Below are 19,620 nucleotides of genomic sequence, written 5' to 3' on the forward strand. Positions count from 1 at the left end.
CCCGACGACAAAAGCCGCCGGTCTCTCGACCAGCGGCTTTGCCTGGGTAGAAAAGAGACTTTATTCCGCGGTCTTGGGCTTGCGACCCGGGCGTTTGGCCGGCGCGCCGGCGGTCGACGCCCCATCGGCCTTGGCCTTCCGACCCTTCGATCCCAGTCCGATGCGGATTGCCATGTCGCGCCGCGCGGCCGAGTAATTCTCCGAAACCATCGGATAGTCCGCCCGCAGGCCATAGCGTTCGCGATATTGTTCCGGCGTCAGGCCGTTGGTGGTCAGATGGCGACGCAAGGCCTTGTACGGCTTGCCGTCGATCATCGACAGGATATGATCCTTCGAAGCAAGCGAACGACGCACCGAAACGGCCGGTACATGCTCTTCGCTCGTTGCTGCAGTCGCGGACTGGTCGGACGCGGGGGTGCCCGACAATTCGCTCACCGTGGCATGCATCGCACGCAGAAAAGCGGGAACCTCGTCTGCCGAAACGCGATTGTTCGCGTTGCCGAGCCAAGCGATGGTCAGTTCGGTCGCCAATTCCACGGCGTTCCAGGGTGCTTCGTCGGACATTCTGACTCCATTATCATTTGCAAAGCGTGCAGTGTCGACCCCCGACAAGTGGTACTATAATGGATATGATGTACGACGTACAGTTTATTACACGAAAAATTGTAAAATTCGTTCTTTGCTTTGGTTCGCGGCAATTCTCGAGTGTCTGATTATGGTCTTACTCGCGACAGCGCTGTTATAGGATACGCGTTGCTGAAATCGAACGGAAGATTGCCCGGTGGCATTGGCGCATGAAGAATTCTGCGCATTAACGGACCGACCGGTCATGCGACTTCCCCGATTGCTCCGTACACGATAGCGTGACACCCGACATTCCACCGTCGCTGCGAGAACCACCTTGACCCTGCCCACCCGCCAGATCGGCCCGTTCACCGTTTCCGCGATCGGCCTCGGCTGCATGAACCTCAACCATGCCTACGGCACCCCTCCGGGCGAAGCGGAGGGCGCGCGATTGCTCAACCGCGCGCTCGATCTCGGCTGCACCTTCCTCGATACCGCCGCGATCTACGGCGCCGGCGCGAGCGAGCGGCTGATCTGCAAGGCGGTGATGCACCGGCGCAAGGAGTTCACGCTGGCCAGCAAATGCGTGCTCGATATGGTCGATGGCGAGCGCGTGCTCGACGCCAGCCCGGCGGCCATCGCCCGCACGCTGGATGCCGCGCTGCAACGGCTCGGTACCGATCATATCGATCTCTATTATCTCCACCGGCTCGACCGGAAGGTGCCGATCGAGGATTCGGTCGGTGCATTGGTCCGCGCGAAGGAGGCGGGCAAGATCGGCAGCTTGGGGCTGAGCGAGATGTCCGCCGCCACGGTGCGCCGCGCGCATGCGGTGCACCCGATCACCGCGCTCCAGACCGAATATTCCCCCTGGGTGCGCAATCCCGAAATCGCCGTGCTGGAGGCATGCCGGGACCTCGGCATCGCCTTCGTGGCCTTTTCGCCCGTCGCGCGCGGTTTCCTGGCCGGTGCGGTGCGCGATGCGGACTTTGTGGCGGGCGACATCCGCGCCGCGATGCCGCGCTTCGTGGAGCCGAATTTGACGCGCAATCTCGCACTCGCCGACCGGTTCGACGCGATCGCCGCGCGCGTCGGATGCACACCGGCGCAATTGTCGCTCGGCTGGGTGCTGGCGCGGGGCGAGGACGTCATCCCGATTCCCGGCACCGGCAACATCGCGCATCTCGAGGAAAATCTCGCCGCCGCTGGGCTCGATTTCGATGCCGCGACGCTGGCCGAAATCGATGCGATCTTCACGCCCGGCGCGGTGGCTGGGCATCGCTATTCGCCGCCGATGCAGGCGGCGATCGATACTGAAAGCTGGCCGGACGACATCGCCGCCTGATGGGCGGCCCCGGCCTTGTTGGAACACATATGGCAACCGTCATCCCCGCGCAGGCGGGGATCCTAAGTCCTGACGTGTTTTGGGAAGCGATAGGTAAGCCGGTATGGATTCCCGCCCGCGCGGGAATGACGGATAGTGTCGGAACGGCATAAGGCACCCCAGATGCCGCCTGTTTTGGACAAGGCGAGGTTTGATTTCGTATCATCTGGTACGATAGAGGGCGTCATGCCCAGCACCACGACCCCCAGCCTTTCACCCGTCAGCCGCGCCGCCGTCCATGCCGCCTATCGCATGGACGAGGAGGCGTGCATCGCCGAACGCCTCACCCAGGCAATCGCACCGGCGGACGAAATCGCCGCGACCCAGGCGCTTGCGCGCACGCTGGTCGAAGGCGTCCGATCGCGCGGCGAGGGCAATGCGGTCGACAGCCTGTTGCAGAGCTATGCCTTGTCCACCGAGGAGGGCATCGCCCTGATGTGCCTGGCCGAGGCGTTGCTGCGCATCCCCGATGCGGCGACGCGCGACCGGCTGATCGCCGACAAGATCGGCGGCAAGGAATGGAGCGCCAATCTCGGCCGCTCGCAATCCCTGTTCGTCAACGCCTCCACCTTCGGGCTGATGCTTACCGGCAGCGTGGTGACGCTCGGCGATGTGGACGATTGGGCGACGATCGCGCGCAAGGCCGTGACCCGCCTCGGCAAGCCGGTGATCCGCCGCGCCTTGTTCGAGGGGATGCGCATCCTCGGCCATCATTTCGTCTTCGGCCGCACGATCGGCGAGGCGCTGAAGCGCGGCGGCACCGGGCGCGAGACGCATTCGTTCGACATGCTGGGCGAGGCGGCGCGGACGCAAGCGGACGCCGACTTCTATTTCGACGCGTACAAGGGCGCGATCGCCGCCGTCGGCAAGGCGCGCGGCCACGGCGAGGTCGAGAGCGTGGACGGCGTCTCGGTCAAGCTCTCCGCGCTGCATCCGCGCTACGAATGGTCGCAATCGGAACGGATCATGGCCGAGATGCTGCCGCGCCTGCGCGAACTGGTCGCCCAGGCCTCCGCCGCCGACATCTGCCTCGCGATCGATGCGGAAGAGGCCGACCGGCTCGATCTGTCGATGGACCTGATCGAGGCGCTCGTCGCCGACGACGCTTTGTTCGAGCAGAAGGGCGGGGGGAGTTGGCGCGGCTTCGGCATCGTCATCCAGGCCTATCAGAAGCGCGCGCTGCCGCTGATCGACTGGACGGTGGCGCTGGCCCGCAAGCATGATCGCCGCATCATGGTCCGGCTCGTCAAGGGTGCCTATTGGGATAGCGAGATCAAGGCCAGTCAGGTCGGCGGATTCGTCGATTACCCGGTGTTCACGCGCAAATCCTCCACCGATGTGTCGTACCTCGCCGGCGCGCGCCGCCTGCTGGAGGCGAGCGACACGATCTATTCCGGCTTCGCCACGCACAATGCCGCCACCGTCGCCGCGATCAAGGCGATGGCGGGCGAAACCCCGTTCGAGTTCCAGCGCCTGCACGGCATGGGCGAGGATCTGTACGACGTGCTACGCGTCGGCGAGGGCAATGCGCCGACCCCGGTGCGCATCTACGCGCCGGTCGGCGGGCACAAGGAACTGCTCGCCTATCTCGTCCGTCGCCTGCTCGAAAACGGCGCCAACGCGTCGTTCGTCAATCGTTTGGCCGATGCCGATCTGCCGGTGGATGCGCTGATCGATCATCCGGTCGAAACCACGCGCGCGCTGGAGCCGAAGCGCAACCCGCGCATTCCTCTGCCCAAGGACATGTTCGCGCCGAGCCGCCGTAACAGCGCGGGCATCGACCTGTCCGATCCGCTGGTGCGCGAACCGCTGATGGCGCGCTTGGCCAGGCTGGAGAGCGCCAGGCCAAAGGCCGTGCCGATGATCGGCAGGAAGACGGGGAAGGGCACCGTCAGGTCGGTGACCGCGCCATTCGATCGGAGCATCGCCGTCGGCACGGTCGTCGAAGCCACGCCCGACGATGTCGCCAGCGCCATCGCGCTCGCCGAGAAGCTGCAGCCCGATTGGGATGCCGCCGGGGTCGAGCGCCGCGCCGACGCGCTGGATGCCGCCGCCGATCTCTACGAGGCGCATGGCGACGAGTTGCTGTCGCTCTGCGTGCGCGAGGCCGGCAAGACCTTGGGCGACGCGATCCTCGAACTGCGCGAAGCGGTCGATTTCCTGCGCTATTATGCGGCAGAGGCACGCCGCCAGTTCATTCCCGGCGAGCCGCTGCCCGGCCCGACCGGGGAATCGAACACGCTCACGCTGCACGGTCGCGGCGTGATCGCGGCGATCAGCCCGTGGAACTTCCCGCTGGCGATCTTCACCGGACAGGTTGCCGCCGCGCTTGCCGCCGGCAACGCGGTGATCGCCAAGCCCGCCGGCCAGACCCCGCTGATTGCCGCGCGCGCGGTGGAATTGCTGCGCGAGGCCGGCATTCCCGCCGATATCCTGCACCTGCTGCCCGGCGGCGGCGAGGTCGGCGCCGCCCTGGTCGCGCATGAGGGGATTTCCGGTGTGGTCTTCACCGGGTCGACCGCCACCGCGCGTTCGATCAACCTCACGCTCGCGCAGCGCAATGGCCCGATCGTGCCGCTGATCGCCGAGACCGGCGGGCAGAACGCGATGATCGTCGACAGTTCGGCATTGCCCGAACAGGTCACGCGCGACGTCGTGCAATCCGCCTTCCAGAGCGCCGGGCAGCGCTGCTCGGCGCTGCGCGTGCTGTATCTGCAGGAGGATATCGCCGACGCCATGCTGGAGATGATCGCGGGCGCGATGCGCGCGCTGACGGTCGGCGATCCGCGCCTCTTGTCGACCGATATCGGCCCGGTGATCGATGCCGCCGCGCGCAAGTCGCTGGAGGATCACAGCGCCGATCTGGCGTGCGCCGCCTTGTGCAAGCTGCCGATCCCGGCCGGGCGGGGCGATTTCGTCGCGCCGGCCGTGTTCGAGATCCCGGCGATCTCGGCGCTCGCCCAGGAGAATTTCGGGCCGCTGCTGCACGTCGTCCGCTTCCCGGCGGACGGCCTGGACGCGGTGATCGATGCGATCAACGCCACCGGTTTCGGTCTCACATTAGGCGTGCACAGCCGCATCGACACGACGATCGAACGCGTCACGGCGCGCGCGCGCGTCGGCAACATCTACGTCAACCGCAACCAGATCGGCGCGGTCGTCGGCAGCCAGCCGTTCGGCGGCGAGGGCTTGTCCGGCACCGGCCCGAAGGCCGGGGGACCGCATTATCTGGCGCGGTTCGCGACCGAGCGGACGGTGTGCGTGGATACGACGGCGGCTGGCGGGAACGCGACCCTGCTCGCAAGTTGAAGGTCTGGGCCCGAACGCACCTCACGCGACTCCCGTGGCGACCTCGCGCAGCCATTCCGTCACCGCCTGAATGCGCGGCGTGCCGTGCGTGTCCTCGTGCGTGACCAGCCAGAAGCTGCGGCCGAGCGCGACGGCGGGCAGCACGCCGGTCAGCGTCCGATCGCGCCGCGCGATGAAATCGGGCAGGATGCCGATCCCGGCGCCGCTGCGGATCATCGCATGCTGCACGTTGATGCTCGTGCTGCGCGCCCGCGCGACCAGCCCGTCATGGATCTCCGACAGATAATCCAGCTCCACCGCATGGATATGCTCGGGCACGTAGGAGATGAGCGTGTGCCCGTTCAGCGCGGCGGCGCTTTCGGGCACACCGTGCGCCGCCAGATACTCGTCGGTCGCGTACAGCCGCAGCACGTAATCGGCGAGCTTCGCCGCGCGCAACTGCCGGTTGCGCGGTCGCGCCAGCATCACCGCGACATCCGCCTCGCGCTTGGACGGATTGAGGAAGCCGGACGCGGTGATCAGGTCGAGCCGCACGTTGGGATGCGCCGCGCGGAACGCCGCCACGGCGGGCGCGACGAGATGCGTGGCGAGCCCTTCGGCCAGGCTCAGTCGCACGTGCCCGGCGAGCGACGCGCCCCGATCGCCCTCGGTGGCGGACAGCACCGCGGTCTCGATCGTCTCCGCCTGCAACAGCAATGCCTGGCCCGTCTCGCTCAGCTGCCGCTCGCCGCCGACCGTCTCGAACACGGCCGCGCCCAGCGCCGCCTCCAGCCGGGCGAGGCGGCGCGATACTGTCGTCACGTCGATCCCCAACAGCCGCGCCGCCGCCGCCAGTCGCCCGGCGCGCGCGACGGCGAGGAATATGCGCAGATCGTCCCAATTTCCCACCACGCCCCCGCAAAAACGCACATGCCACCGGCAAAGATGATGGCTTGCATGCATAAATGCCCGGTGGGATAGGGGCCGCCAATAGAATTCTTCAGGAGAGCATGTATGCGCGTCATCGATCATCTGATCGCGGGCCATTCCGGCGGCGGAGCCACGCGCACCGGCGACGTGTTCGATCCCAATACCGGTCAGGTGCAGGCGAGCGTCAATCTCGGCGATCAGGCGCTGCTCGACCAGGCCGTCGCCGCCGCGCTGAAGGCCCAGCCCGGCTGGGCCGCGACCAACCCGCAGCGCCGCGCCCGCGTGATGTTCAACTTCAAGGCATTGGTCGAGAAGAACATGGACGAGCTGGCGCACCTGCTGTCGTCCGAACACGGCAAGGTCATCGCGGATTCGAAGGGCGACATTCAGCGCGGCCTCGAAGTGATCGAATTCTGCTGCGGCATCCCGCATGTGCTGAAGGGCGAATACACGCAGGGGGCCGGCCCGGGCATCGACGTCTATTCGATGCGCCAGCCGCTCGGCATCGGTGCCGGCATCACGCCGTTCAACTTCCCCGGCATGATCCCGCTCTGGATGTCGGGCGTCGCGATCGCCACCGGCAACGCCTTCATCCTGAAGCCCAGCGAGCGCGATCCGTCGGTGCCGGTGCGCCTCGGCGAGCTGTTCCTCGAAGCTGGCCTGCCGGAGGGCATTCTGCAGGTCGTGCACGGCGACAAGGAGATGGTCGACGCGATTCTCGATCACCCGGCGATCAGCGCGGTCAGCTTCGTCGGATCGTCCGACATCGCGCATTACGTCTACAAGCGCGGTGTCGCGGCGGGCAAGCGCGTACAGGCGATGGGCGGGGCGAAGAATCACGGCATCGTCATGCCGGATGCCGATCTCGATCAGGTCGTCGCCGATCTGTCCGGTGCGGCGTTCGGTTCGGCTGGCGAGCGCTGCATGGCGCTGCCGGTGGTCGTGCCGGTCGGCGAGAAAACCGCCGTCGCCCTGCGCGAGAAGCTGATCCCCGCCATCGCCGCGCTGCGCGTCGGCGTCAGCACCGATAGCGACGCGCATTACGGCCCGGTAGTGAACGCCGCGCACAAGCAGCGCGTCGAGAACTGGATCCAGACCGGCGTCGACGAGGGCGCCGAACTGGTCGTCGACGGCCGCGGCTTCGAGCTTCAGGGGCACGAGAAGGGCTTCTTCATCGGGCCTTCCCTGTTCGATCACGTCACGCCGCAGATGGAATCCTACAAGGAGGAGATCTTCGGCCCCGTCCTGCAGATCGTCCGCGCCGACGATTTCGAACATGCCCTGCGCCTGCCGGGCGAGCATCAATACGGCAACGGCGTCGCCATCTTCACGCGCAACGGCCACGCCGCGCGCGAATTCGCCGCGCGCGTCAATGTCGGCATGGTCGGCATCAACGTGCCGATCCCGGTGCCGGTCGCCTATCACACGTTCGGCGGGTGGAAGCGCAGCGCGTTCGGCGACACCAACCAGCACGGCATGGAAGGCGTGAAGTTCTGGACCAAGGTGAAGACCATCACCCAGCGCTGGCCGGACGGAGCGCCGGACGGCAGCAACGCGTTCGTGATTCCGACGATGGGCTGAACCTGCCGCGAAGTGCCTCGGGGCGGAAGAGCTGGGAAAACGCATGATGGAATCGGTATCCGGCACGGCCCCCCGCCCGGCGCACGCGCGGCGGATCGAGCGCGGCAGTGCGGGGCGATGGATCGTGCGTGGCTCTCGCTGCGTTTCCCTTTCGCTTCATTCGCGAAGGACGCCTTCATGATCCGCCATCTTCTGACCGGCCTGCTCGCCGCCGCCACGCTCACCGCCTGTTCGGGCAAGACCTCCACCACCGACAAGGATGCGCAGGCCGAGGCCGCGATGGCCAAGGTCGAGGCCTCGCCCGACACCAGGGTCGCCAAGGGCCTGCCGGTCGTCGCCGCCAAACCGGGCAAGGCTCCGGCGGCGGCCGCGCTGCCGCCCGCGTTCGAAGGGCATTGGGGCATGCGCCCGGCCGATTGCGACATTTCGCGCGCCGATACGAAGGGGCTGCTGATCGTCAAGGGCAATACCCTGACCTTCTACGAGGCCACCGCGACCGCGACCGTGGTCGGTGGCCCGTCGCGCTACAAAGTCGTCGCCGATCTCGCCTATAAGGGCGAGGGCCGGGAATGGCGCACGCGCGAGACGCTGGAATTGACCGCTGCCGGCACAGTTTTGCAGCGGACCGGCCAATCTCCGGTCAAGACGTACCGCTATGAGCGCTGCTAAACAGGATGGATGAACGCGCGGATCGACTCTTCCGATCGGGCAGCCCGTCACGTGCGGCGGGGCTAGGATGCGCGCGTTCCTTCTGCTCGCCGCCGTCCTCGTCGCGGCCCGGCCCGATCCGGTCGCGGTCGCCACGGTGATGCCGGTGCCGCCCGTCAAGACGATCGCGCTCAGCTTCGACGACGCACCGCGCGGGCCGGGCGCGTTCCTCTCCGTCGATCGGCGCAATACGAAGCTGATCGCCGCGTTACGCGATGCGGGCGTCGAGCAGGCCGCGTTCTTCCTCAATCCCGGCCGCATCACCCCGGGCGACGGCGACGAGCAGCGCATCGGCCGCTATGTCGCGGCGGGGCACGTCATCGCCAACCACACCTTCCTGCACGCGCACCTTTCGGCCATCTCCGCGGCGGCGTTCGTCGATCAGATCGACAAGGCTGACGATTGGCTTAAGGGCCGCCCCGGTTTCCGCCCGTGGTTCCGTTTCCCCGCGCTCGACGAGGGCGGGCCGAACAAGGCCAAGCGCGATGCGGTGCGCGCCGGGCTGAAGGCGCGGGGCCTGCGCAACGGCTATGCCTCGGTCGACGGCTCGGACTGGTTCATGGAAGGCCAGACGATCGCCGCGAAGAAGGCGGGCAAGCCGATCGACATGGCCGCCTTGCGCGATCTGTATGTCGAGACGATGGTGCAATCGGCGAACTTCTCCGACGATCTCATGCGCCGCACGCTGGGCCGCGCGGTGCCGCAGATGCTGCTCCTGCACGAAACCGATATCGCCGCGCTGTTCGTCGCCGATCTGGTCGCGGCGCTGAGGCGCGACGGGTGGACGATCGTCACCGCCGACCGCGCCTTCGCCGATCCTGCCTACCGCGTCCAGCCCGACATTCCCTGGGCCAACGGCACGCTCGCCGAGCAGCTCGCCTGGGCGCACAAGCTGCCCGGCCAACGCTGGTTCGATCGCAATGACCGTAAGGTCGCGACGGCGCTGTTCACCGATCGTGTGCTGCACGGCGCGGGGACGGAGGCGCTGCCCGATGGCGCGGCCCTCGCGAAGGCGGCGGCGCTGCCGCACATCCCGGTGCCCCTGCGCGGCTGCTGGCAGTCGCCCGATGCCCGTGCCCGCCTCACGCTCGGCTACGCCACGATCGAGATCGCCGGTTCGCCCAAGCGTTATGCCATGGCGGCGTCCGTGTCGCGCGTCGCGCCGCGTCGCATCGACGGCGATTTCCTGTTGCCCACGCCCACCGGCCGCCGCACGCTGGCGCGCACCCTGAGCCTCGGCCCCGATGCGCTCGGCACATTGCCCGGCCAATTGCGTATGACCGGCGGTGGTGCCGGCGACCGTGCCTTCATTCGCTGTTCCTGATCCGTAAAGAGAGACCATGACCAACCAGTTCGACCTTACCGACGAGCAGCGCGAGATCCAGGATCTGGCGCGCAAATTCACCGCCGATCGCATCACCCCGTTCGCCGGCGAATGGGACGAGAAACGCCACTACCCGGTCGATGTGTGGAAGGCGGCGGGCGAACTCGGCTTCGGCGCGATCTATGTCGGCGAGGAGAGCGGCGGCATCGGCCTCGGCCGGCTGGAGGCGGCACTGATCATGGAGGCGATGGCCTATGGTTGCCCGGCGACCAGCGCCTACATCTCGATCCACAACATGGCGACATGGATGATCGACCGGTTCGGCGGCGCGGAGATCAAGGCGCGCTTCCTCCCCGATCTCGTCAGCATGGACAAGATCGCCAGCTATTGCCTCACCGAACCCGGCTCCGGCTCCGATGCCGCTGCCTTGAAGGCCAGCGCACGCCGCGACGGCGATCACTACGTCCTCAACGGCACCAAGCAGTTCATCTCGGGCGCCGGCTATAACGACATCTATGTCTGCATGGTGCGCACCAGCGAGGAGAAGTCGAAGGGCATCTCCTGCCTCGTGATCGAGAAGGACACTCCGGGCCTGTCGTTCGGCGCACCCGAGCGCAAGCTCGGCTGGAACGCCTCGCCGACCGCGCAGGTGATCTTCGAGGATTGCCGCGTCCCGGTCGAGAATCGCGTCGGCGCGGAGGGCGACGGTTTCCGCTTTGCGATGGCCGGGCTGGACGGCGGCCGGCTCAACATCGGTGCGTGTTCGCTGGGCGGCGCGCAACGCTGCCTCGATGAATCGATCGCCTATACCAAGGATCGCCAGCAATTCGGCCAGCCGGTGTCCGATTTCCAGAACACGCAATTCACCCTCGCCGACATGGCGACCGACCTCGAAGCGGCGCGCGCGCTGCTCTATCTCGCCGCCGCCAAGGTCAGTGCCGATGCGCCGGACAAGTCGCGCTTCTCGGCGATGGCCAAGCGTCTCGCGACCGACAGCGGCTCCAGCATCGTCGATCGCGCGCTGCAACTGCATGGCGGATACGGCTATCTGCAGGATTACCCGATCGAGCGCTTCTGGCGCGACCTGCGCGTCCATTCGATCCTGGAGGGCACCAACCAGGTGATGCGCATGATCATCGGTCGGGAGCTGACCCGCCAATGACCCATATTCCGCACATCTCCCTCTCCCTTTGGGAGAGGGAAGGGGCCCGCGAGGCGCAGCCGAGTGGGAAGGGTGAGGGCGACAGCCTACGTCCCATCACCCTTACCCTTCCGTCGCTTCGCTCCTCCCTCCCTCTCCTGATGGGAGAAGGAATTTGAGCGACGTCCTCACCCTCACCGAAGGCCCGATCGCGCGCATCCGGCTTAACCGTCCGAAGGCGATACACGCGCTCAACACACCGATGTGCCAGGCAATCCTCGCCGCGCTCGACACCTGGTCCACCGACGCTGACATAGCCGCGGTCCTTATCGACCACGTCGAGGGCAGGGGTTTCTGCGCCGGCGGCGACATCCGCATGCTCGCCGAAAGCGGCGCGAAGGACGGGGCGGAGGCGCGCGCCTTCTTCCATGTCGAATATCGCATGAACCACCGCCTGTTCACCTACGCCAAACCGACGATCGCGTTCATGGACGGGATCACGATGGGCGGCGGCGTCGGCCTGTCGCTGCCCTGCGATTTCCGCATCGCGACCGAGAACACCAGATTTGCGATGCCCGAAACCGGCATCGGCCTGTTCCCGGATGTCGGCGGCGGCTGGTATCTCTCGCGCCTGCCGGGGCGCACCGGCCAGTATCTCGCGCTTACCGGCCACCGGCTCGACGGAGCCGAGTGCCTCGCGCTGGGCCTCGCCACCCATTATCTCCCGAGTTCCGCGCTGGACGATGCCAAGGCCCGCATCGTCGCCGATCCGCAGACCATCGCCGCGATCCTCGATGACCTGTCCGTGCCTGCTCCCGAAGCCCGCATTCTCGCGCACCGCGCCGAGATCGACCGGCTGTTCGCGTCGGACGATCTGGAAGACATCTTCGCCGCGCTGGCGGCGGACGAGAGCGAATGGGCCGGGCAGCAACTCGCCACGCTCAAGACCAAGTCGCCCCAGACGATGAAGGTCTCGCTCCGCCTGCTCCACGAAGGCGCGATGATGCCGACGTTCGAGGACGAGATGCGCCAGGAATACGCCGTCGGCGCGCACGTGGTCCAGCGCCACGATTTCCTCGAGGGCGTCCGCGCTGTGATCGTGGACAAGGACCATGCCCCGAACTGGAACCCGGCCACGCCGGAAGGCGTGGCCGATCACGTCATCGACCAGATCTTCGCGCCCTTGCCGGACGGAGAGGCGTGGACGCCGGGTTAAACGTCGTCCCGGCGGAGGCCGGGACCGCCGCGCAACGGGCAGCCGGCCAGACATAAACACAGCGGTCCCGGCCTTCGCCGGGACGACGGAGAGAGATAGAATGACCTACGAAACCATCCTCGTCGAACAGCGCGGACCCGTCACGCTGATCACGCTCAATCGCCCGCAGGCGCTGAACGCGCTCAACGCGCAGGTCCTTGCCGATCTGCTGTCCGCGCTCGCCGCGTTCGACGCCGACGACAGCCAGGGCTGTGCCGTCCTCACCGGCAGCGAGAAAGCCTTTGCCGCCGGCGCCGACATCAAGGAGATGCAGGCGCAGGGGTTCGCCGAAATGTACGGCACCAACCATTTCAGCGGCTATGAGACGCTGACGAAAACCCGCAAGCCGATCATCGCCGCCGTTGCCGGCTTTGCTTTGGGCGGCGGGTGCGAACTGGCGATGATGTGCGATTTCATCCTCGCCGCCGATACCGCCAGGTTCGGCCAGCCCGAGATCAAGCTTGCGGTCGCCCCCGGCATGGGCGGCTCGCAACGCCTGACCCGCGCGGTCGGCAAGGCCAAGGCGATGGAGATGGTGCTCACCGGACGCATGATGGGTGCCGAAGAGGCCGAGCGCGCCGGCCTGGTCAGCCGCATCGTCCCCGCCGCCGATCTGGTCGAAGATGCGGTGAAGACCGCCACGACGATCGCCGGCATGGCCCCGCTCGCGGTCAAGGCGAACAAGGAAATGGTCGACGCCGCGTTCGAGACCGGCCTGGCGATGGGCGTGCAGTTCGAACGCCGCCTGTTCCACGGCCTGTTCGGCACCAGCGACCAGAAGGAGGGCATGGCGGCGTTCGTCGAGAAGCGCCCGGGCGTTTGGACGGGGAAGTGACTTAAAATCCCCCTCCCGCTTGCGGGAGGGGCTAGGGGAGGGGCCGTACTGGTCGGCATCCGACGGTTGCGATCAGGCCCTCCCCCGACACTTCCCGCAAGCGGGAGGGGAGCAGAAGATAGGAGAGAAAGAATGGCACGCGTAGCATTTATCGGCCTCGGCAACATGGGCGGCGGCATGGCCGCGAACCTCGCGAAGAACGGCCACGACGTTCGCGCCTTCGATCTCTCGTCCGAGGCGCTGGAACGCGCGGCGAAGGCCGGTTGCCTGCCCGCCGCCAGCACCGCCGAGGCGCTCGACGGTGCCGAGGCGGTCGTCACGATGCTGCCCGCCGGCAAGCATGTGGAAAGCGTCTATACCGACGCCGTGTTCGCCAACGCGCCGACCTCCGCGATCCTGATCGATTGCTCGACGATCGATGTCGCCACCGCCAAGCGCATCGCCGAGGCCGCCCAGGCCAGGGGCTTCACCGCGGTCGATGCCCCCGTCTCGGGCGGAATCGGCGCCGCCAATGCCGGCACGCTCACCTTCATGGTCGGCGGCAGCGCGGAGGGCTTCGATCGCGCCGAACCGTTCCTCGCCGATATGGGCAAGGCGGTGATCCACGCCGGCGCGAACGGCAGCGGCCAGGCGGCGAAGATCGTCAACAACATGCTCCTGGGCGTCACGATGGCCGGCACGTGCGAGGCGTTCCTGCTCGCGCGGAAACTTGGCCTCGATCCGCAGAAATTCTTCGATATCTCCTCCGTATCCTCGGGTCAGAGCTGGTCGATGACGAGCTATGCGCCGCTGCCCGGCGTCGGCCCCGATACGCCCGCCGACCATGATTATCAGGGCGGCTTCGCCACCGCACTGATGCTCAAGGATCTGCGGCTCGCGATGGAAGCGGCGCAGGGCGCCGGCGCGCAGACGCCGATGGGCGCTAAGGCGGCGGAACTCTACGAGACGTTCAACGCGGACGGGCAGGGCGGCGTCGATTTTTCCGGCATCATCCGGATGCTGGACGGCAAATAGCGGGGAGTGGGGCGACACCATCCCGAAACAGCCGGGCTACATCGTCATCCCGATTGAGGTCGGGACCGATCGCCCAGCAACCGCGTCATGCGCCGTTATGTTACCGAGCACGAGGCGCAGGCATGATATCGGCGATATCGGGTTCTGCTTCCGCCGGGATAGCCACACGAAAAGCCGCCAGCCGGTCAGCTGACGGCTTTCCGTTCGCGGTAAAACGATCCGTTACGCGAACCGAACTTGACCCTGCGGCGGCGCATGGCCCCACCGACAAGACCGAGCCCGCCGATCATCATCGCCCAGCTGGCCGGTTCGGGCACGGCCGAGGTCGCGAAGCCGAGCGCGGCGGCTTCGGTGGCGCTCAGCTTGAACGAATAGAGGAAGGTCGGGATCAGCGCGGTGCCGGCGGGGCAGGGCGTGCCGAGCGCCGGGGTGAACGAGACCGCATTCGCCTCCGGCCCCGAACTGCAATATTCGAACTGCGTGCTGCTGCCGTCGAACTGCGTTACCGAGAAATCGTTGTCGCTGATGATGAACAACGCGCGGCCGCCATCGGCCAGCATCGGGCTGAACGCCAGGCCTTCCATCTTCTCGACGATCGGCACCCCGGCGGCGGCGAGCAGCGCCTGGATGTCGAGGAACGGCTGGGTGCCCTTGTTGACCGCGGTGACGCCCAGCGGCAGCGCCGACAGGCCGGCGAGCGACAGATTGCTGATGTCGGTCGCGCCGGTCTTGTCGACGATATAGACCCGCTTCGATCCGATCGGCAGGCGGTTGGCGGTATCGTCGACGCCCCAGCCACGATTGTCGCGTTCGATCACCAGGAAGCGGCCGTCGGGCAATTGCGTGATCGACGATACGCCGATCGAGCGACCCTGTTGGGTCGCGGTGAAGTCGTTCGCGGTGCCGGGAATGCGCCCGTTGATGTCGGCGATGCTCTCCAGCGTGTAGGCGAATTGCGCCGTCGCCGCGCCAGTCGCCACGTCGAACTCGACGATGCGCAGGTTCTGGCCGCGACGCCCCTGCGCTTCGCCGCCATTGACCGGGCCATCGTTGACCAGCGGATCCTGCAGGATCGCATAGGCCTTCGTGCCGTCGTTCGACAGCGTCAGCCCTTCGAAGCCGCGATTGTCCTGGCGGCCGCTGGTGATCGTCGGACGGCCATCGACATAATTGGGCGTGCCGTCGGCCTGCTTGGGCAGCAGGTTGGCCGGGATCGTGAAGGCGCGGATGTACCGGCCCTGGCTGTCGAATTCGTAGATCGACGGACCATATTCGTCGGACACGATGAAATTGCCGTTGCTGCGGATCGCGAGACCTTCGGGATCGAACGAGCGGCCGAGCGCGGCTTTGTCGCCGGCGAGCAGGCCCGGGTTCTGTCCGCTGAATGCAACGCCGTCGCGGGTGAAGATGATCGGTGCACGCGCGGCGAAGTTCGAGATCGTGCCGTTGGTCGCGACGTCGAGCGAGAAGGATTGGATGCGCGGGGCATAATCGAGCAGGCCGCCGCCGGGGCCGCGATCGGTCATCCCGTAATACAGGCCGTCGGCGGGATTGTAGACGAGGTCCGATCCGAAGCCGCCGAAGCGATTGGCATCGTTGGCACCAGTGATGATATTGGGGATACGCAGCGCATTGACGAATTCGATCGCCCGCGCGGGCATGGACGCAAAGACGCTCGTGGCCGACACCGCGGCCAATACCAGATTACGCATGAAGACTTCCCCCGTTTGATTAACGCCGAGGTACCGGCGATCTGTTACGACGCCGTGACGGTGCCACGAGATCTTCGGGCCGTGTCGATCGCCGATCCGTCGGCAAGACCCCGTCGCCCCCACCAGACCGCTTGCCGCCCCGGTCAATCCCGCTAAACCTCGTGCTTCAGGGGAGACGATGATGACCACGGCAACCGACGCCGCCACGCCGGCACCGACGCGCAAGGAAATCCAGCTCGTCATCACCGCGTCGTCGCTCGGCACCGCGTTCGAATGGTACGATTTCTTCATCTACGGCACGCTCGCCGCCTCCGGCATCATCGGCCGCACCTTCTTTCCCGGCGGGTCGGAACTGTTGCAGACCCTGTTCGCCTGGGCCGGCTTCGCGGTCGGCTTCGGCTTCCGGCCTCTGGGCGCGGTGCTGTTCGGGTTTCTCGGCGACAGGCTCGGCCGCAAATACACCTTCCTCGTCACGATCACGCTGATGGGCGTGGCGACCGCCGGCATGGGCTTCGTCCCCTCCGCCGCGTCGATCGGGCTTGCCGCACCTTTCATCCTGATCCTGCTGCGCATCCTGCAGGGCCTTGCGCTGGGCGGCGAATATGGCGGCGCGGCGATCTATGTCGCGGAGCATTCGCCGCCCGGGAAATCCGGCTATTTCACCAGCTTCATCCAGGCCAGCGTGGTCGGCGGCTTCATCCTCAGCCTCGCGGTCGTCCTGATCACGAAAGGCGTGCTGCCGACCTCGGTATGGGAGGCCTGGGGCTGGCGCCTGCCGTTCGTCTTCTCGCTCGTGCTGCTCGCGGTATCGCTGTGGATGCGCCTGAAACTGTCCGAAAGCCCGGTGTTCCGATCGATGAAGGCCGCAGGTGAAACGGCGAAGAACCCCTTCGTCGAAAGCTTCACCTATCCCGGCAACCTGAAGAGGCTGTTCGTCGCGTTGTTCGGCATCGCCGCCGGGCTGACCGTGATCTGGTACACCGCGATGTTCACCGTCTTGTCGTTCCTGCAACAGACGATGCGCGTGCAGGAAACCGCCGCGCAGCTCATCGTCGGGTTGGGTGCCGCCTCCGGCCTGTTCTGGTTCGTCCTGTTCGGCCGCCTGTCCGATCGCATCGGGCGCAAGATCCCGATCGTGGTCGGCTATGCCGCCACGCTCGTGCTGCTGTTCCCGGTCTTCTGGGCGATGGGCGGCGCGGCCAATCCGGGGCTGGCGCAGGCGGCACGGCGCGCGCCGGTGTTCGTCTCCGGCCCGCGCTGCGCCTACGACCCGTTCGCCGCGAAACAGGCCGACGAATGCGGCCGGCTGCTCGATTATTTCTCAAAGAAGGGCGTCACCTACACCAAGGGCCGCACGCCGGCGACGATCGTGGCGATCGGCGGGGAACGGGTGAGCGACATCAGCCCCGCCGGGCTCGATGCGGCCATGACCAAGGCGGGCTACACGCTCGACAAGGTCGTGCCTCCGCCGCTCAACATCGCGGTGATCCTGCTCGCCATCCTCGTGCTAGGCGCATTGTCGGGCAGCACGTTCGGCCCGGTCGCGGCGATGCTGTCGGAGATGTTCCCGCCGCGCATCCGCTACAGTTCGATGTCGATCCCCTATCATATCGGCACCGGCTATTTCGGCGGCTTCCTGCCCTTCATCAGCCAGTATATCGTCGCGCGCACTGGCAATCCCTATGCCGGCCTGTGGTATACATGGTGCGTGGTGGCGATGGCGCTGGTCGTGACGCTGATCGGCTATACGGAACGCAAGCGCGGCGGCGCGCACGGTGAGGCGGGCTGGGCCGACTAAGGCTGGCGCCCGCGCGCGCGCGGGGCTAACCGCTTCCGCGTGACCGCACCTCTACGCCTCCGCCTGGATACTGAAGCGCTGACCGGCAATTGGCGCGCGCTCGCCCGGATGAGCGGCCGCGCGGCGTGCGGCGCGGCGGTGAAGGCCGACGGCTACGGGCTCGGCGCGCCGGGCGTCGCGACGCGGCTGGCCGAGGCCGGATGCCGTGACGTCTTCGTCTCCAACTGGGCGGAGGCGGAGGCACTTGCTCCGCTCGGCCTGACCGTGTCGGTGCTGCACGGCGTGCGCGACGAGGATCTGCCACTGGCGCTGTCCGGCATCGCCCGCCCGGTGCTGAGCACACCGGCGCAGGTCGCGCGCTGGCAGGCGGCCGGCGGCGGCGCGTGCGACGTGATGGTCGATACCGGCATGAACCGGCTCGGCCTGTCGCCCGACGATCTCGCCGCGCTCGCGGGGCTGGAGATCCACACGCTGATGAGCCACCTCGCCTGTGCCGACGAGGACGTGGCGATGAATGCGCGCCAGCTTGCCGCGTTCGCCGCGCTCGCCGGCCGCACCTCCGCCCGTCGGATGAGCCTCGCAAACTCCGCCGGCATCGCCCTCGGCGCGGAATATGCCTTCGACCTGACCCGGCCCGGTCTGGCGCTCTACGGCGGCATCCCGCGCGGGGAACTGTCCGATACGATCCGCCAGGTCGTCACCCCGGAGGCGCAGATCCTCCAGCGCCGCCGGGTCCGCGCCGGCGAAACCGTCGGCTACAACGCCACGTGGACCGCCGCTGTCGACACCGACGTGGCGATCATCAACCTCGGCTATGCCGACGGCTATTTCCGCGGCTTCTCGGACAAGGGATCGGCCGGGCAGGGCACTTGCCCGGTGATCGGCCGGGTCTCGATGGACCTCGTCGCGCTGGACGTGACCGCCACATCGCTGGCGGAAGGCGACTGGGTCGCGCTGGACTATGCGCTCCCGGCGGCGGCGGCGCTGTCGGGCATGTCGCAATACGAATTGTTGACCGGGTTGGGCGGGCGGTTTGCAAGGCAATGGGGCTGAGGATTTACGTAAATTCCGGCCCCGTCCAAACGTCAAAGGGACGCTCGCGGATCCAGCTTGTCGCAAGCCACTTTACGCCTTCCAAGACAGGTTCGCCGGCATGTTGGGCGGCGTGGTCGATATCACCATCCATCGTAACGTTGTTGAAAATAATTGCATCACCGGCCTTTGGGCTAATTCTCAGCTTGTGCCCAACAAAGTAGGTTGCCCCACCTTTAAAGCCGTCATTGAGATATACTAGAACGGTGCGAATGCGCTGATTATGAGTGGAGGGAAGGGCATCGAGATGAGGACGAAATTGTTGTCCTCGACGATACCGTAATATGGAAATTGCCTCGCTCTGGCGCCACTCGGTATTCGTAATTCGAGCAATACGGCGCGTCAATGCTTGGACAACCATCGTTGCTCTGGTCGGGCCGATGACTGCGCCGTCTGAGGTCCGCACCGGATTAGCAATATTCCGTCCCGTTTGTGGATCGACAACCACTGCGGGTTGCAGCAAGTCGGCTGCGCTTTGGGCGACGTGAAGGCATTCTTCGGGAGTGAAAAGACCTTCGATATGCCATACATCGGGTTTTTCAGCAATTTTCTTTTTGTTGGGGAGTTGTGTTGGCATACCGTCAACGTCAATCGCCATGCGCTCAATCAAGGCGAGTTGAGCCGCGGCGATATCGTTTCGGTTGGCCATCTGTTCCAGTAAGTTGCGCGCTTTTGCCCAATCTGGCGCTGCGCCAGTGCCATTGGCGACCAAGGCAACCTCAACTAGCGCGGCATCCACGTTGCCGGCTGTTGTAGCCTTCCGAAGTAAGCCGCGTGCACCTGTCAGATCGCGTGCCAACGGCTCCCCCGCCAGTTTCCACAACGCGAGGAGGAATGAGGCATCGGAGTCTTCCGAGGCACTTGCTCGTTCTATGGTCGCAACGGCGTCTTCAATTCGACCTTGGGCGAGGAAGCGATCGGCAATCAAAACAGCTTTGCTCATTAATCACCCCAAAAAAAGGGGCCGGTGGAAAATCCACCAGCCCCCAAAAAA

14 protein-coding genes and 2 pseudogenes are annotated in these 19,620 nt (G+C 66.4%); 11 read left to right on the forward strand and 5 right to left on the reverse strand.

Annotation, left to right across the window (positions count from 1 at the left end):
- Positions 1 to 60 precede the first annotated feature (60 nt).
- Positions 61 to 564, reverse strand: coding sequence for a MucR family transcriptional regulator (locus ASG11_RS07975; RefSeq protein ID WP_055777461.1), 504 nt, complete (start codon positions 562 to 564; stop codon positions 61 to 63).
- 337 nt (positions 565 to 901) lie between these two features.
- Between ASG11_RS07975 and ASG11_RS07980 the strand changes: the two genes are divergently transcribed.
- Positions 902 to 1,909: an aldo/keto reductase gene (locus tag ASG11_RS07980; protein ID WP_055777464.1), complete on the forward strand. Its 1,008-nt coding sequence runs from the start codon at positions 902 to 904 to the stop codon at positions 1,907 to 1,909.
- 225 nt (positions 1,910 to 2,134) lie between these two features.
- Positions 2,135 to 5,257: a bifunctional proline dehydrogenase/L-glutamate gamma-semialdehyde dehydrogenase PutA gene (putA, locus tag ASG11_RS07985; RefSeq protein WP_055777467.1), complete on the forward strand. Its 3,123-nt coding sequence runs from the start codon at positions 2,135 to 2,137 to the stop codon at positions 5,255 to 5,257.
- Positions 5,258 to 5,278: 21 nt separating this feature from the next.
- On the opposite strand, the gene ASG11_RS07990 is transcribed toward putA, so the two are convergent.
- A complete protein-coding gene (locus ASG11_RS07990) occupies positions 5,279 to 6,145 on the reverse strand; it encodes a LysR family transcriptional regulator (RefSeq protein ID WP_055777470.1) in 867 nt (288 codons plus the stop codon).
- Positions 6,146 to 6,250: 105 nt separating this feature from the next.
- Here ASG11_RS07990 and ASG11_RS07995 point away from each other — a divergent pair, with 105 nt between their 5' ends.
- The 7 genes from ASG11_RS07995 (at position 6,251) to mmsB (ending at position 14,024) form a co-directional block, all read left to right on the forward strand.
- Positions 6,251 to 7,747: a CoA-acylating methylmalonate-semialdehyde dehydrogenase gene (locus tag ASG11_RS07995; protein ID WP_055777473.1), complete on the forward strand. Its 1,497-nt coding sequence runs from the start codon at positions 6,251 to 6,253 to the stop codon at positions 7,745 to 7,747.
- A 177-nt stretch (positions 7,748 to 7,924) separates the two neighbouring features.
- Positions 7,925 to 8,416: a hypothetical protein gene (locus ASG11_RS08000; RefSeq protein WP_156363699.1), complete on the forward strand. Its 492-nt coding sequence runs from the start codon at positions 7,925 to 7,927 to the stop codon at positions 8,414 to 8,416.
- A gap of 67 nt (positions 8,417 to 8,483) precedes the next feature.
- On the forward strand, positions 8,484 to 9,779 hold the full coding sequence (locus tag ASG11_RS08005) for a polysaccharide deacetylase family protein (protein WP_082472666.1): 1,296 nt from the start codon (positions 8,484 to 8,486) through the stop codon (positions 9,777 to 9,779).
- A 16-nt stretch (positions 9,780 to 9,795) separates the two neighbouring features.
- Complete coding sequence (locus ASG11_RS08010; RefSeq protein ID WP_055777480.1) at positions 9,796 to 10,941, forward strand: acyl-CoA dehydrogenase family protein; 1,146 nt, start codon at positions 9,796 to 9,798, stop codon at positions 10,939 to 10,941.
- A gap of 154 nt (positions 10,942 to 11,095) precedes the next feature.
- On the forward strand, positions 11,096 to 12,136 hold the full coding sequence (locus ASG11_RS08015; RefSeq protein WP_055777483.1) for an enoyl-CoA hydratase/isomerase family protein: 1,041 nt from the start codon (positions 11,096 to 11,098) through the stop codon (positions 12,134 to 12,136).
- Positions 12,137 to 12,236: 100 nt separating this feature from the next.
- Entirely contained in the window at positions 12,237 to 13,010 is a 774-nt protein-coding gene (locus tag ASG11_RS08020; RefSeq protein WP_055777486.1) for an enoyl-CoA hydratase, read from the forward strand.
- A 132-nt stretch (positions 13,011 to 13,142) separates the two neighbouring features.
- Complete coding sequence (gene mmsB, locus ASG11_RS08025) at positions 13,143 to 14,024, forward strand: 3-hydroxyisobutyrate dehydrogenase (RefSeq protein ID WP_055777491.1); 882 nt, start codon at positions 13,143 to 13,145, stop codon at positions 14,022 to 14,024.
- Positions 14,025 to 14,209: 185 nt separating this feature from the next.
- On the opposite strand, the pseudogene ASG11_RS19500 reads toward mmsB, so the two are convergent.
- A pseudogene (locus ASG11_RS19500) lies at positions 14,210 to 14,350 on the reverse strand (PEPxxWA-CTERM sorting domain-containing protein); the annotation flags it as partial.
- A 195-nt stretch (positions 14,351 to 14,545) separates the two neighbouring features.
- A pseudogene (locus ASG11_RS08030) lies at positions 14,546 to 16,027 on the reverse strand (esterase-like activity of phytase family protein); the annotation flags it as partial.
- On the opposite strand from ASG11_RS08030, the gene ASG11_RS08035 reads away from it, so the two are divergent.
- Both ASG11_RS08035 and ASG11_RS08040 read left to right on the forward strand, forming a co-directional pair.
- Positions 15,915 to 17,534 carry an MFS transporter gene (locus tag ASG11_RS08035; protein ID WP_055777493.1) on the forward strand — a complete coding sequence of 540 codons (1,620 nt, stop codon included), beginning with the start codon at positions 15,915 to 15,917 and terminating at the stop codon, positions 17,532 to 17,534. The pseudogene ASG11_RS08030 and the gene ASG11_RS08035 sit on opposite strands and share 113 nt — an antisense overlap.
- 39 nt (positions 17,535 to 17,573) lie before the next feature.
- Positions 17,574 to 18,587, forward strand: a complete 1,014-nt coding sequence (locus ASG11_RS08040; RefSeq protein ID WP_055777496.1) for an alanine racemase — start codon at positions 17,574 to 17,576, stop codon at positions 18,585 to 18,587.
- A gap of 4 nt (positions 18,588 to 18,591) precedes the next feature.
- Here the strand turns inward: ASG11_RS08040 and ASG11_RS18370 are convergent, their stop codons facing one another.
- Positions 18,592 to 19,569 carry a 2OG-Fe(II) oxygenase gene (locus ASG11_RS18370; RefSeq protein ID WP_082472668.1) on the reverse strand — a complete coding sequence of 326 codons (978 nt, stop codon included), beginning with the start codon at positions 19,567 to 19,569 and terminating at the stop codon, positions 18,592 to 18,594.
- Positions 19,570 to 19,620 lie beyond the last annotated feature (51 nt).

Source organism: Sphingomonas sp. Leaf357 (genome assembly GCF_001423845.1).
GTDB lineage: Bacteria > Pseudomonadota > Alphaproteobacteria > Sphingomonadales > Sphingomonadaceae > Sphingomonas.